The 13,959-nt window shown below is 67.7% G+C and carries 15 protein-coding genes; all 15 read left to right on the top strand.

Annotation, left to right across the window (positions count from 1 at the left end; all coding sequences use genetic code 11):
• Nucleotides 1-10: 10 nt before the first annotated feature.
• The 15 genes from AAIB33_RS03605 to AAIB33_RS03535 all read left to right on the top strand — a co-directional run bounded on the left by AAIB33_RS03605 (nucleotide 11) and on the right by AAIB33_RS03535 (nucleotide 13,794).
• Nucleotides 11-646 carry a DUF2637 domain-containing protein gene (locus AAIB33_RS03605; protein WP_345803369.1) on the top strand — a complete coding sequence of 212 codons (636 nt, stop codon included), beginning with the start codon at nucleotides 11-13 and terminating at the stop codon, nucleotides 644-646.
• Nucleotides 647-675: 29 nt separating this feature from the next.
• Nucleotides 676-1,059: a hypothetical protein gene (locus tag AAIB33_RS03600; RefSeq protein ID WP_345802193.1), complete on the top strand. Its 384-nt coding sequence runs from the start codon at nucleotides 676-678 to the stop codon at nucleotides 1,057-1,059.
• 79 nt (nucleotides 1,060-1,138) lie between these two features.
• Complete coding sequence (locus AAIB33_RS03595) at nucleotides 1,139-1,963, top strand: hypothetical protein (RefSeq protein ID WP_345803368.1); 825 nt, start codon at nucleotides 1,139-1,141, stop codon at nucleotides 1,961-1,963.
• Between the two features lie 2 nt (nucleotides 1,964-1,965).
• Nucleotides 1,966-2,967, top strand: coding sequence for a ParB N-terminal domain-containing protein (locus tag AAIB33_RS03590; protein WP_345802192.1), 1,002 nt, complete (start codon nucleotides 1,966-1,968; stop codon nucleotides 2,965-2,967).
• Nucleotides 2,968-3,017: 50 nt separating this feature from the next.
• Entirely contained in the window at nucleotides 3,018-3,647 is a 630-nt protein-coding gene (locus AAIB33_RS03585; RefSeq protein WP_345802191.1) for a hypothetical protein, read from the top strand.
• 11 nt (nucleotides 3,648-3,658) lie between these two features.
• The gene (locus tag AAIB33_RS03580) at nucleotides 3,659-4,828 is read left to right on the top strand and encodes a M23 family metallopeptidase (protein ID WP_345802190.1); all 1,170 of its coding nucleotides are present in this window, start codon (nucleotides 3,659-3,661) and stop codon (nucleotides 4,826-4,828) included.
• Nucleotides 4,829-4,832: 4 nt separating this feature from the next.
• Entirely contained in the window at nucleotides 4,833-5,099 is a 267-nt protein-coding gene (locus AAIB33_RS03575) for a DUF6112 family protein (RefSeq protein ID WP_345802189.1), read from the top strand.
• A 100-nt stretch (nucleotides 5,100-5,199) separates the two neighbouring features.
• Nucleotides 5,200-5,469: a DUF6112 family protein gene (locus tag AAIB33_RS03570; RefSeq protein WP_116193375.1), complete on the top strand. Its 270-nt coding sequence runs from the start codon at nucleotides 5,200-5,202 to the stop codon at nucleotides 5,467-5,469.
• A gap of 28 nt (nucleotides 5,470-5,497) precedes the next feature.
• Nucleotides 5,498-6,868, top strand: a complete 1,371-nt coding sequence (locus AAIB33_RS03565; protein ID WP_345802188.1) for a conjugal transfer protein TrbL — start codon at nucleotides 5,498-5,500, stop codon at nucleotides 6,866-6,868.
• Nucleotides 6,865-8,328, top strand: coding sequence for an SCO6880 family protein (locus AAIB33_RS03560; protein WP_345802187.1), 1,464 nt, complete (start codon nucleotides 6,865-6,867; stop codon nucleotides 8,326-8,328). The genes AAIB33_RS03565 and AAIB33_RS03560 overlap by 4 nt, the downstream gene beginning before the upstream one ends.
• 564 nt (nucleotides 8,329-8,892) lie before the next feature.
• Complete coding sequence (locus tag AAIB33_RS03555) at nucleotides 8,893-10,386, top strand: ATP-binding protein (protein ID WP_345802186.1); 1,494 nt, start codon at nucleotides 8,893-8,895, stop codon at nucleotides 10,384-10,386.
• Nucleotides 10,383-10,958 carry a hypothetical protein gene (locus AAIB33_RS03550; protein ID WP_345802185.1) on the top strand — a complete coding sequence of 192 codons (576 nt, stop codon included), beginning with the start codon at nucleotides 10,383-10,385 and terminating at the stop codon, nucleotides 10,956-10,958. Before AAIB33_RS03555 ends, AAIB33_RS03550 begins: the two co-directional genes overlap by 4 nt.
• Nucleotides 10,955-12,727: a TraM recognition domain-containing protein gene (locus tag AAIB33_RS03545; protein WP_345802184.1), complete on the top strand. Its 1,773-nt coding sequence runs from the start codon at nucleotides 10,955-10,957 to the stop codon at nucleotides 12,725-12,727. Before AAIB33_RS03550 ends, AAIB33_RS03545 begins: the two co-directional genes overlap by 4 nt.
• 55 nt (nucleotides 12,728-12,782) lie before the next feature.
• Nucleotides 12,783-13,208: a single-stranded DNA-binding protein gene (locus AAIB33_RS03540; RefSeq protein ID WP_345802183.1), complete on the top strand. Its 426-nt coding sequence runs from the start codon at nucleotides 12,783-12,785 to the stop codon at nucleotides 13,206-13,208.
• A 10-nt stretch (nucleotides 13,209-13,218) separates the two neighbouring features.
• A complete protein-coding gene (locus tag AAIB33_RS03535; protein ID WP_345802182.1) occupies nucleotides 13,219-13,794 on the top strand; it encodes a hypothetical protein in 576 nt (191 codons plus the stop codon).
• The last annotated feature ends 165 nt before the right edge of the window (nucleotides 13,795-13,959 follow it).

The raw sequence follows: 13,959 nt of genomic DNA, 5'->3' as shown, positions 1-13,959 counted from the left end.
CCCAACGCAGATGCGATCGGGGCGCCTCGCAGTGTGGACGGCGGTGGCAGGCACCGTCTTCATCGCGATCGGTGCCTTCTGGCTGTCTTTCACCGCCCTCGCCGATCTTGCACATCGGTCAGGCATCGCCCGCAATCAAGCCTGGGCATGGCCGCTGATCGTCGACGGGATCATCGTCGTGGGGACGGTCTCTGTCGTCGCGCTCGCAGGTGGCCGGGAGGCCTGGTACCCGTGGATGCTCCTGATCGCGGGCGCCGCGGTCTCCGTCGCCGCGAATGCGATCCACGCCGTCGTCGCCGCCGACGCTGACGTTCCACCGGTGCTCGCTGCATCCGTCGCGGCGGTACCGCCGCTGGTCCTGCTTGCGATCACGCACCTCACCGTCGTGCTCACCCAGAGATTCGGGGTTCCTCACTCCTCCACAGCATCCGCCGTGCGAGGGCCATCCACAGAACTCGTGCAGCTCCACCCGCACCCGGATGTTCCGGAGAAGGGTGCCCGTAGAGACATCGCGGCGCTGATGCGTCAGCGCGGGATGTCGAACAGAGAGATTGCGAGCGCCACGGGAGTCCACCCGTCGACAGTCGGCCGATGGTTCGCGGGGACGCTCGGCACACCTGACCTACAGAAAGGGGCCACGCCATGAATGAGTTCGACCGAGACGAGCATGCAGAGATGAACAACCGCTCGAACGCGTCGTCTGGCCAACCCGATCGCGCTGACCGGGCGACCGGTGACGAGGTGTCCGAGTTCGCGCGGCACGGCGATCCTTCGCTCGAGCGTCAGCCCCTCAGCCTGTCAGGTACCGAGCGAGTGCGCAGCGAGGTCGTCTGGATGCGGCCGACGGAACTCGTGCCGGTGATCACCGGTCGTGTCGCCGGACAGGGCATCGACCTCGAGGCATCCATCGCGCGCCGCGCCCGCGCCGTGCCCAACCAGGGGGTTGCGGCGACACGACGCGCCATTCGCGACCGGGCACTTCACCTGCCACCCGTCACCGCGTTCGGCAGCGGGCGCCATGTGCATGGCGCAGTCCGGCGCTCCGGGATCGGTCGGTAGCGGGGTTGTCATGGCCAGCCAGCGTTCATGGTCAACTGCAGACGCATCCTCACCCGCCGTGGAGGACGGCGATGACCCGATGCTCGAGCGCAATGAGTTCGAGAGCTCGGAGGGGCTTCGCGCGCTTCTGGAACGCCTCGCCGCGAGGGACCACGGCGCGTGGCGCCATGACCGGGAAGCGGCGGCACTCATGGCGCACGTGGTCAAGCGGTACGCGAGGCTGGCACGCAAGCATGGACTCGACCCATGGGATGCCGGGTCCGCCGCATTCGATGCCATGCGCTCGGCTGCGGTCCGGAACGCGGATGACCCGTGGGCGGTCGTGACGCGCGCTGTACAGGTGACGATGATCGCTGAGGAGCGGGCGAACGGTCTGCTGTGCTCGGTCTATCAGGCGCGTCGGCCCGAGTTCTCCACGTTCCATGACCCCGAGCGGTTCAGCGATCGGGAGAACCCGCTCAGTGACTACCACCCGGCGCTGCGTGTGCAGTCCATCGGGGACGATGACGATGCGGAGGATACGCCCGAAGGGACCGGCATCGTCGAGGCCGTCGAGAGTGCGATCGCGTTCCTGACCCTGCTCGGCTGGCCACGCACATGTGCCCGCACCGCGATGGAGTACATCTGCGCGCGCCTCAGCGAGGTGTCTTCCCGCGCGACCGCTTGGGAGTCACTCCGGCGCGATGTCCACGGCAGGACCCTCCTCGACCTGTCCTCGACGTCGTGGAACGGGCTGCTTCGCGCCGTGCTCGGGAACCCCGAGCCCGAGGTCGCCCGCACCACTGCGGGCCGCGGCATCCTGCTCCGGCTCCTCATCGGCGAGCCCCTCCGGTCACTTTTGACGGACGATGACCTCGTCCTCGCCGTCAGTCTCTCCGCCCCTGTCGAGAACGCGAGGCAGTGACTGTGAGCGCGAGGATCGGCCACATCGAGCTCGAACGATCGATCTCATCGATCATCGTCGGGAATCGCCACCGCCGGGAGTACGGCGACATCGACGAACTCGCCGCGTCGATCACGCGCGACGGACTCCTGCAACCCGTCACTGTGACGCCCGAGGGCATCCTGGTCTGCGGCGCGCGCCGACTCGAAGCGCTCAAGCGTCTCGGCGAAAAGACCATCAAGGTCTGGGTGAGGTCCGGGATCTCTGATCGACTCGCCGAGTTGCTCGCCGAGCAGGCGGAGAACGTGCTCCACAAGCCGCTCACCCCCACGGAGGCGACGACGCTCTACACGGAGTTGAAGGAGTACATCACTGAGGATGCGCAGCGGCGACAGACGGCGACACAGTTCAGCCGGCTGGGCGATCCGAGCGAAAACCACGGTGGTGCCACCGTGGCACCACCGCAATTCAAGCCGGGGAAGAGCCGTACACAGGCAGCTTTGATGGTGACGGGCAAGGCTTCCTACACGACACTCGATCGCATCGCAGAACTTCAGCGGCTCGTTGCCAGCCCGGTGACCGACCCCGCGCTGAGGGAGATGGCGGTCGCAGAGTTGCGGCTCATCGATGATGGCGGCAGCGTCGCTGCCGCCCACGCTCGGATCCGGGAGGTCATACGTCCGGCGCCCCGAACGATCGAGGATTTCGAAGCACCCGAAGATTTCGACCCTCCCGACGAACTCGAGCAGCTGGCGAGCGCAGCGCTCGCGAGAGTCAAAGAAGCCAAGCGTGGCCGCAATGTACGCAAGACCCGAACGACGTCAGCGCATGTCTTCCCGGTCCGCGCCTTCGTGCGCGTATGGGAGGACCTCGACCAGTGGTGGACCCACTTCGACGTTGCCGCCGTCGCCACAGAGCTGACCGACGAGCAGCTCGCGCAGTTCGAGGGGACCCTCGCATACACCGTCGAGTTCTTCGCTCAATTGCGCAGCGCACGCACTCAGCTCGGACGGGAGATCGCGTGATGACAATCACACAACGTCCACATCGCCGACGCCTCGTAGTCCTGCTCGCGGTGACCCTCGGCGTGGTCGCTGCAGTGGTCGGAGTCGGACTCTACGGCCTTGTCCTTGCCCCCTCCCCTGACGCCGCCTCCCCCACGATCGACCCGACAACTCCGGTGTCTGCACCCGACGTGCCGACACCGTCACCCTCGGGCAGCACGCTCCGCGCGATTCTCTCCACCGCCGATGGCGAGAGATTCGCACGCGACGCCGCCGACGCACTGATGACCTGGGACACCACCGCGTTCGAGATGACCGACTACGCACAGGTCATCGTTGACGCCGGCGACCCGTCCGGATACGAGACTGCCGCGCTCGCGTCCGACGTGCGCACCTATTACCCGACAGCGGACGCCTGGGCACAGCTGCGCACCTATGGAACGCGCCAGTGGTTGACGATCGACGGCGTGTTCGTCCCGGCATCCTGGGACGACGCGCTCAGTCAGGCCGCCGAGGGCGACCTTCTGGCTGGCACGATCGCATACACGATCTCAGGGACGCGCCATCGGGCGGGTGTCGTCGGGACCGATGCGCAGGAGACGTCCCGACCGATCGCGTTCACGCTCTTCATCGCCTGCGAGCCCAGTTTCGACGAATGCCATCTGCTCCGGCTGTCCGAGGTTGACAACCCGCTGCGATGACGGCGCCGAACATGAAGAAGCTCATCATCTTCCTGGCGCTGGCGCTGCTCGTGCTCCCCTTCGCGGGGATCCTTGCGGTCCCAGTCTTCCTCTCCCCCGCCCTTGCCGCGTGCCAGACATCCGGCCAGCTGGTCGTGTCCGAGGTACCCGAGAAGGTAACGGCAGTCATGAGCGACGGCGCGTCCGTGACCCTTCACCGCGCACAGCTCACCCACGCAGCGACGATCATCACCGTCGGCAGCGGAATCGAGGGCGTTGGGCGGCAGGGCGTGCTCATCGGATTGATGGCGGCACTGACGGAGTCGACCCTGAGAATGCTGGCAAACGCCGTGCATCCCGCATCCCTCGACATGCCCAACGACGGCATCGGGAGCGACCACGACTCCCTCGGCCTCTTCCAGATGCGGCCCACCTCAGGGTGGGGCACCGTAGCGGAGCTCATGGACCCGACGTACCAAGTACGCGCGTTCTTCGGTGGCCCCAAGGGACCCAACTACCCGTCGCCGGCGGGACTCCTCGACATCGCGGGGTGGCAGACAGCAGACCCCGGATCCGCTGCACAGGCCGTCGAACGCTCGGCCTTCCCCGACCGTTATCAGAACTATCAACCTGTCGCAGAAGCCATCATCGCGGCGCTGACCAAGCCTGCGCTGCCCGCAAACCACATTGCTGCGCCGCTCGACAACGTCCCCGAGACGACGAGCGTGGTTCTCCCTCTGCCGACCGGAACCTGGGTCCGAACCAGTGGCTTCGGGTGGCGCGACGACACCATGACCGGACTTCGGGCATTCCACGCGGGCACTGACTTCGCCGCTGCCGATGGGACGCCGATCCTCGCGGTCGCGGACGGTGTGGTGGCGTGGGCAGGACCCTACGGGCTGTACGGGCAGCTGATCGTCATCGAGCACACGGTCAGCGGCGGGCGCGTGGCATCTGCCTACGCGCATATGTGGGAGTCCGGCATCCACGTGTCCGTCGGCGAGCGTGTAACCGCGGGCCAGCACATCGGCGATGTCGGCGCTTCGGGGAAGTCGCAGGGCGCTCATCTGCACTTCGAGATCCGACCGGGTGGGTCGTTCGAGCCACCAGTGGACGCCGAGGCGTGGCTCGCCGAGCATGGCGCCGCGGGATTGGATGCTGCGACCGCTGGCAAGTCCGCCTGCCTCAGCGCGGCGGGGTGACCGGATGGACATCTTCCCGGACTTCGGTGCCGTCGGAGGCGCGGACGACCTTCGTGCGATCGTCGGCGCGCTGCTCACGTACGTGCTGATCTTCGCGGTGCTCGCAATCCTGATCTGCGCGGTCACGTGGGCGATCTCGTCCTCGAGCGGCAACTACCAGTCGGCGATCCGGTCGCGCGCCGGCCTGTTCGTCGCTGTCGGAGCCGCGATCCTCGCCGGCGCAGGCGTGGCGTGGATGAACTTCCTCATCGGGGTCGGTCAGCAGCTGTAGCCACGCCTTCGCGTGCAGCCGCGTTCGCGCCGCCGCTTCGCGGGGATGCCACACGCACCTTGTACGCAGGTTCGTTTCTGCCCAGACAAGGAGCACGACCGTGATTGACATCGCACCCAACGGGTCGGGACTTCCCGGCATCGAACAGCTCCGCGTCATCGTCGGCGCCGTGATGACCGTCGGACTCATCCTCGCCGTACTCGCCCTCATCATCGCCGCCGTCGCATGGGGGTACGGCGCCAACTCGTCGAATCCCCATCTCGCGTCACGCGGCAAGCTCGGCGTGCTCGTCGCATGCGGTGCGGCCGTCATCTGCGGCGCCTCTGTCACGCTCGTGAACTTCTTCTGGGGCGTCGGCCAGTCCGTGTGAGCTGGCCGGTGCATCGAGGGGCGCGCGCGTGGGCGGCGTATGTGACATCCCGGCCATCGCCGACGTCTGCCAGACCGTCGGCTCGGGCGTCGTGTCGCTCGTCGCTGCGCCCTTCGACTGGCTCGCCCACACACTGGGCGCAGCCGCCGCATGGTTCTTCCAAGCGGTCTGGTCGGTCTTCGACACGACGACCCTTGTCGACGTGACCGGTGGCCAGTACGTCCAGGTGTACAACCTCCTCTTCGGCGTCGCCCTCTTCGTCATGCTCGTGTTCTTCTGCCTCCAACTGATCACGGGGCTGGCGCACCGCGATCCGACCGCTCTCTCACGCGCCGCAATCGGTCTGGGAAAGTCCGTCCTAGGGTCGTTCGTCGCGATCACGCTGACGGCGACGCTCCTGGAGATCACCGATCGGCTGGCTATCGGCATCGTTCAGGCGACCGGGAACACGATGGAAGGGATGGGCGACAGGATCGCCCAGATGGCGACGGGCCTCGTGGCGATCAACATCACCAGCCCCGGCGTGGGCGCGATCATGACGATCTTCCTCGCCGGACTCGCGATCGCGGCAGCTGCCACCGTCTGGTTCTCACTCCTCATCCGGAAGGCGCTGCTTCTCGTCGCGATCGTGTTCGCCCCGATCGCGTTGGCGGGATTCTCGTGGGATGCCGCACGGGGCTGGTTCGGCAAGTGGGTGGCGTTCGTCGTCGCACTCGTGTTCTCGAAGCTCGTTCTCGTCGTCCTGTTCCTCGTCGCCGTCAATCAGACGGCCGCGCCGATCGATCTCGACCTCGCCTCAATCAGCGACCCGATCGCCGGAGTCGTCCTCATGCTTGTGGCGGCCTTCGCCCCGTACATGACCTACAAGTTCATCTCGTTCGTAGGCGTCGACATGTACCACGCGATGTCCACGGAACAGGAGGCGAAGGGCGCGATGAACCGTCCGGTTCCTGTGCCGGTGACACCGGCGACCGGGAGGGCGGCGAAGTCGATCCTGGACGGGGCGGGCGCCTCGAAGAGTTCGGGAGCGAGCGCCACGGCCGCCGCACCTGCCGCCGGCGGTGCGGCGGCCAGCGCGAGCACATCGGGCGCCGCCGGTGCGGGAGCTTCCGGGGTCGGAGCCACAGGCGCCGGCGGCGCGGGTGCCGCCGCGGCGGCCGGCCCCGCCGCAGCCGTTGTCATCGGCGGTCAGGTGATCAGCAAGGCTGCGACCGCCGGCCCGAAGCTCGGCGCTGCCGCCGGACACGCCGCATCTGGGCATGCGGAGGGCGCCGTCCCGACTGAGATGCCGACACCGACGGGCGCTCCGGCTGGTGCATCTCCGGCCGCCCCGCAGCCGAAGCCGGCAGCCGCTCCGCCGCGTCCGCTCCCCACTCCGCGCGAAAGGACCCCCGCATGACCACCACGAACACTCATCGCGCGAATCAGCTCCGCCCGGTTCAGTTCTCACGGCTGCCCAAGCGCGGCGTGCTGCTCGGGCTGTCGCTGGCTCAGCTCGTGACACTCACCGTTGGACTCATCGCGTTCACGACGGCGGTGTACATGGGTGGCGGCATCCTATTCGGACTCACCTCACCGATCTGGGCGACCAGCCTGGTGCTCTCGTTCGTCCCCGTCGGCGGACGCAAGATCATCGAATGGGCACCGATCACACTCCACTGGGTGTGGCGAAATATTGGAGGTCAACTCCGGTTCCGAGCCGACGTCGTTCGGCCACGCCCTGCCGGGACGCTCGCCCTCCCCGGAGATGCCGCCGCGCTACGCGAATGGGTGGATCCGGAAACGGGCGCCGCAATGATCCAGGATCCACACGCCCAGACGTTGACCGCCGTCGTCGGCATCACCCATCCCGCATTCGTCCTGCTCGACAGCGGAGAGCAGGAACGGCGAGTGGCGGGCTGGGGTCGAGTGCTCGCAACCGTGTGCCGCTCCGGCCGCATTGCCCGCGTACAAGTTTCCGAGCGCACCGTCCCGAGTTCAGGCAGCGGGCTCGCTGAGTGGTGGGCGCGGCATGGCGTAGACGACGACACCTGGCCGGCGGTGACCTACAAGGAGCTCATCGAACGAGCCGGCCCGGCCGGTGAACGCCACGCGACCACGATCGCCCTCGCTCTGGACCTGCGCGCTGCCGCCCGCCAGATCCGGGCCGCCGGCGGCGGAATGAAGGGAGCTGCAAGCGTCCTCCGGCAAGAGATGACCACCTTCGCGACGGCGCTGCGCGCCGCGGACCTGACACCCACCGAATGGCTCACGCCCGGCGACGTCGCCGTAGCACTCCGCTCCGCGTACGACCCCGCGGCCGCTCCCGCTCTGGAGCGCCACGGCGACATCGGCAGGTCGCTTGCGACAGCCGGGCCAGTCGCCGTCACCGAGTCCTGGGATCGGCTTCGCACCGACTCCGCGCATCATGCCGTCCTGTGGATTTCGGAGTGGCCCCGATCCCAGGTCTTCCCAGGCTTTCTCTCTCCCCTGTTGCTGACCTCCGGCATCCAGCGCACCTTCACACTCATCTGCACCCCGGTCCGCGCCGACGTCGCCGCGCGAGACATCCGCAGGAAGAAAGTGGGACTGCTCTCGGATGCCGCGCAGAGGGCGAAGATCGGTCAGATCGAGGATGCCGCGCGGACAGCCGAATACCACGACGTCATCCAACAGGAATCGGACCTGACCGCGGGGCACGGCGTACTGCGCTACACCGGTCTTGTCGCGGTATCCGCCCCGTCGGTCGACGAACTCGATGCTGCAGTATCCGCGATCGAGCAAGCCGCCGTACAGGCCGCCTGCGAGACACGCCGACTCGTCGGACAGCAGGCACAGTCGTTCGCATCCGCCGCGCTGCCTCTCTGCCGAACGATCTGACCCAAATCGAAGACCGCTGGCGCCGTCCACCCGGGGGACCCCACGCGTACCTGCTCAGAGACTCCGTTGCAAGGGAAGCGAAATGCCTACGTTCCAAGATCCCGTCGTGGATGGCGAGGAAGCGTGCCAGGCGCTCCGCGCACTCGCGCATGCAACCCGATCGTTCGAGCAGCCGGCCGAGACCTACATCGTGGTCAGAGACGTGTTGGGAGGCCTCAGATCGCTGGGGCAGGTGCTTGATCAGCTCGCCTCCGCCCACACGAGCGAGAGCGCACTCCCCCACGCCGAGGACGGCGGTCACGGGGCGGGTATTGAGGAGGCGTACGCGGCCGCGAGCGCGCTGCGCCGAGCGTCTGCGCTTGTCGCCCGGGCGGAGCTGGCCGTGGATCTGGCGTCGCAGCACTCCAGCCGGATCGTCTGGGGCCCCGCGACACCAAGCGCGCTGCTCCCCCTCACGGAGGCGATCGCACCGCGCATCAATGCAGACGACTCCTTCCTCCGCGCCTCCCCCTTCTCCTCCCCGGGCTCGCGATCAACGGGTCGCCGACGTAGCGGGATGTCACTGTGATCGGGCGCGGAGACCAGCGAGTTCACACCACCGTCCTCGTAGACCCCGCAGGCGAGCGGCGAAAGGATCGTCGCGCCAGGCGGACGGCATCCCAGAAGCTCACTGCTGACGCCCGAGCGGCCGCGACCGCAGCTCAGCGCGCCGAGTTCGAGGCGCTGCGCGCCACCCAGCGAGCAACCAGATATCTGCCCGCATCGGGCGAATCGAGGGCCGCGGCGCTGCGCACCCCGGGGCGTCTGCGCCTCCCCCGCCATCAGGACACCAGCGCGACGCTGGCGGGTGCTTACCCGTTCCTCGCCAAGGGCGGGCTCGGCTCCCAAGGAGTATTCGTCGGGCAGGACCTGTACTCGGGGGCGTCGTTCGTCTACGACCCCTGGGTGCTGTACTCCCGCGGGATGATCACTGCACCGAATATCGTGCTCGCGGGGATCGTCGGATCTGGCAAGTCTTCCCTCGTCAAGAGTCTCTACACGAGATCGATCCCCTTCGGCCGGCGCGTCTACGTGCCCGGCGACCCGAAGGGCGAGCACACCGCCGTCGCCGAAGCCGTCGGGGGGCAGGCGATCGTGCTCGGACACGGAATGGCGAATCGACTCAACCCTCTCGACGAAGGGCACCGGCCATCCGGCCTTACCGACGAGAGCTGGGCCGGCCAAGTCGCCGCTCGGCGCCGCGACCTCATCGGAGCACTCACCGAAACCGTGCTCGAGCGACCGCTGAGCCCACTGGAGCACACCGCGATCGACCTGGCGCTCGCCGACGCGGTCCGCTCGTGCGAGACGCCGATCCTCCCGATGGTCGTCGACCGAATCCTCTCGCCCGACGAGTCCCACCACACTGACCATCGCCTCGTCGAAGACGGCCGGGTCGTTGGTCACGCACTCCGCCGACTCGTCGCCGGCGACCTCGCGGGCCTTTTCGACGGGCCGAGCACGGTCACGTTCGATCCGAGCCTCCCGATGATCTCACTCGACCTCTCGAGAGTCGCAGAGAACGCGACGCTCGTCTCCGTCCTCATGACGTGCTCGTCTGCATGGATGGAGTCGGCGCTCCTCGATCCACACGGCGGGCAACGATGGGTCATCTACGACGAAGCCTGGCGCCTCATGTCCCATCCGGCGCTCTTGCGACGGATGGATGCCCAATGGCGCCTCGCTCGCCACTACGGGATCGCCAACCTGCTGGTGTTCCACAAGCTCTCCGACCTCGACAACGTCGGCGATCAGGGCTCCGCGATGCGCGCGATCGCGTCATCGCTGCTCGCGAACGCAGAGACACGCATCATCTACCGACAGGAAGCGGACCAACTCGGAGCGACCGCGAGCGCGCTCGGCCTCACGGGGACTGAGCAGAGTCTGTTGCCCGGTCTCGGGACGGGGCAGGGTCTCTGGAGGATCAAGGACCGCAGCTTCGTAGTCCAGCACCAGTTGCACCCGGCAGAGCTCGCGGCCTTCGACACCACCACCCGGATGACGGAGGGCGTGAAATGAGCAGGACCTATGCAGCACAACCGTCCGCGAAGGCGATTACCGTACCGCCGGTCCTCCCCGTGATCGCGATGAAGATCGCTGCGAACGGCACGATGACTGTCACGGTCGACGGCACACCGCTCGAGCCACAACGATTCGGCCCGCCGTGGGTGCGGTCATCGTTCGCCACGGTCATCGATTCGGTCCTGAAGGAGCGTGGGTCGCCGGTGCGGGTCCTCGTCTACGAAGCGGACGGCACCGTCTTCACAGATCTCGTCACCACTCCGCTGCAAAGGGTGCTTGACCCGTCCGTGGAGCCACCGCGTCGGGACGATGTAGTCGGGACGCCGATCGCCGATGGTCTCATCGATGCAACACCCCTCATTGCGCCGCCGCGGGTTGTGCTCGGCGAGGACGGCTTCATCCCCGGCGAAGAGGTCGCCGTCGCGATCATCGTGCGACACACCAAGGCATCCACGGACGGCTCCGCGCGCGCGCTACTAGAACCAGGAATCTGCCGAGTCAGCGCTGACGGCGAGGTCGTCCTCGTCGGGCGAATCTCCGGCACATGCGTGGTCGCGGGACTGACATGACCGCGAACAACGGCCTCGATGTCTCCGGGCACGACGCACTGACCAACCTCGCCTTGCTCGCCCTGGGCGGGATTGTCGCGATCGCCGGCGTCCTTCGTGTGGCCGGCAACGTTGCCGCGTTCGCGACGGGAGCAGAACAGCCGACCGGTGGTCTCGCCGCAGGAATCGGGGTCTTCGGCTCTCCGGGCGATCCCGGGGCTGCGCTGGGCTCCGTGGGCCTCAACCCCGTCGTCTACTGGGCAGCGGTCACCGTGCTCGTCGCTCTGATCGCGACGGCCGCATGGTGGGTCTGGCGAGTGATCCGCAACCTCAAGCACCACACTGGCTCCGACCCCAACCGCATCGCCGGGATCGCGACATCGGCCGACGTCCGCCGCGCAGCATCTGACCGCGCACTGCTGTCGAGGGCGAAGCACCTTCGGTCATCCGTCACCAAGCCCCAGCCCATCGACGTGGGGTACCTCGTCGGGGCGGCACGCGGTACAAAGGTGTGGACCTCGGTGGAGGACTCCATCCTCGTGATCGGGCCGCCTCGGTCGGGCAAGGGCGCACACATTGTCATCAACTCGATCCTCGATGCACCCGGCGCGGTAGTGACCACCTCGACCCGGCCAGACAACCTCACCGCCACCATTCGCGCGCGGATGCGACGCGGCCCGGTCGCGGTGTTCGACCCACAGCAACTCGCCCCCGGCGTCCCGGCCGGCCTGCGGTGGTCACCGGTTCGGGGGTGCGAGATCCCCCTCACCGCGATGATCCGAGCCGCGGGACTCGCGGCCGGCACCGGCCTGTCAAGCGTCGGAGTCGAGAACGGCGGCTTCTGGGAAGGGAAGACCCGAACCGCGCTCCAGGCGCTCCTACACGCGGCAGCGCTTGACGGCCGTTCGCCGGCCGAGCTCTACCGATGGACCCTCGACCCGGCCGCGGCACAAGATGCGGTGGCGATCCTCACCACGACGCCCGGCGCCGCGACCGGCTGGGCCGAGTCACTCGAGGCGATGATCGACGCGGACCCTCGAACGCGCGACTCGATCTGGCAAGGCGTATCGCTCGCACTCTCGGCTCTCGCCGATCCACGAGTCCTCGAAGCCGTCAGCCCCGACGAAGACGAACACTTCGACCCAGAGGCCTTTCTCCGCCGCCACGGCACTCTCTACCTCCTGGCCACCGGCGCGGGCGCTGGCGCCTCATCGTCGCTCGTCGCTGCGCTCGTCGAAGACCTCGTCGAAACAGCCCGACGCGTCGCCGCACGCGCCCCCGGCGCACGACTCGACCCACCCCTCCTCCTCGCGCTCGATGAGATCGGCAACCTCGCGCCCCTGCCGTCGCTACCCGTCCTGATGGCGGAAGGCGGCGGAACCGGAATCACCACAATGCCGGTGCTCCAGTCACTCGCGCAGGCCCGGCAACGATGGGGCGACAACGCCGCCACAGCGATCTGGGACGCGAGCATCGCGAAGATCGTGCTCGGCGGCGCTTCCGGGTCTAGGGACCTTCAAGACATCTCCACATTGATCGGCGATCGCGACGAGATCACCGACTCGATCACCGTCGGTGAGCGCGGCCTGCGCTCCAACCAGCGCTCGACACGACGCGTCCCGATCATGCCGCCCGACGTGATCCGCACACTCCCGTACGGCACTGCCCTCCTCATGCTGAGGGCTGCTCCTCCGATCGTCACGCAGCTGCGTGAGTGGACCGCGCGCCCCGATGCCGCCAGGTTGCGCGAGGACCGTGCGCGGGTAGAGGAGCAGCTGCGGCGGGGATAGCGAACGCACCTACTTGGTGATGGCCGACCCGCGGCCACCTCGGTAGGAGTATCCGATGACGATCCAGACCCAGCAATCTCTCTCCGGCTTCCTTGCATCGGAGCCCCAACTCGCCTTCAATGCGAAGGGCGAGGCCCGATTCTGGGTGCGCATCGGGCAGGAGCACTTCGAACGCAACGATGACGGCACCTTCACTCAGATGGAGACGACCTACCACGACCTCGTGATGTTCCGCCGCAACGCCGAACGCGCCTACGCGATGTTCAACAAGGGCGACGCCTTCATCGCCGAGGGCTACACCCACACATCGCCACGACAGCGCGATGGCGAGACGGTCGAGGTTGAAGAGTTCGTCGCGAAGCGTCTCGGTCACGATTCCGCTCGGACGAACTACACTCTGCAACGCCGCCGCACCGTGCCACCGCTGGCGCCGGCGACACCGTCGAACCCGAAGCCCGCCGTCCGACCCGTCTCCCTCTGAGGTCCGTCCGATGCCTGCCGACGAGCCCCTCCACATCCGCGGCTACCAGTTCGACCCGCCGCCTGCCGACGCGCCGGAGACCGAGCCGGAAGGCCTCCCCTCGGTCCCACGCCCAGTGAACTGGAACATCCTCACCGCGGACCAAGCCGCGTTCGAGTGGGTCGAACTCGACCGATGGGTTAATTGGCTGCGCCGCAGCTACGGACTCGGTCCGTCGATCGTCCCCCCACTATGGCATCGCCACCCCGAGCTCGTCTGGGAACTCTCCGCCCTGCACCTCCACTGGCTCTGCGCCTACGACGAGCAGCAGAACGGCTCCGCCCCACTCGGATGGCACCAAGACTTCGCCGAGGCCCGCGAGCGCCTGCACGACTGGGTCGCCGCCTGCGGCGCCCGTCTCGACCGCGACCGCGCAACCCGACAGACCTCGTGGCCGGGGGAAGACCCTGCACCCGCGATCGCCGAAGCTCCGATCCGTGATCGCGCCGCTGACTTCCGCACCTTCGTCGTCGAGGACGTCGCCCGCCGCAGGGCCGTCGAGGACGCGTACATCGCCGCGCAGGCACCGCCGAAGCGACCTGGGTAGATCTCCGTGGGACTCATTGTCACCTCGAACGTCCATGCGCTCAGAGGGGTTCAAGGAGACCCTTCTGCCTCCGCCATCCGCGATGAGTTCGCCGCGAAATCCAGCGGCTGCTGGCGATTCCAGCATGCAGGAAGCGGTGTGTTCCGGTCATCACTCCCATGAGAG

Source organism: Microbacterium sp. AZCO, assembly GCF_039614715.1.
Lineage (GTDB): Bacteria > Actinomycetota > Actinomycetes > Actinomycetales > Microbacteriaceae > Microbacterium.
Note: the sequence above shows the minus strand (reverse complement) of the source record. Positions and strands in the feature narration are given on the sequence as shown.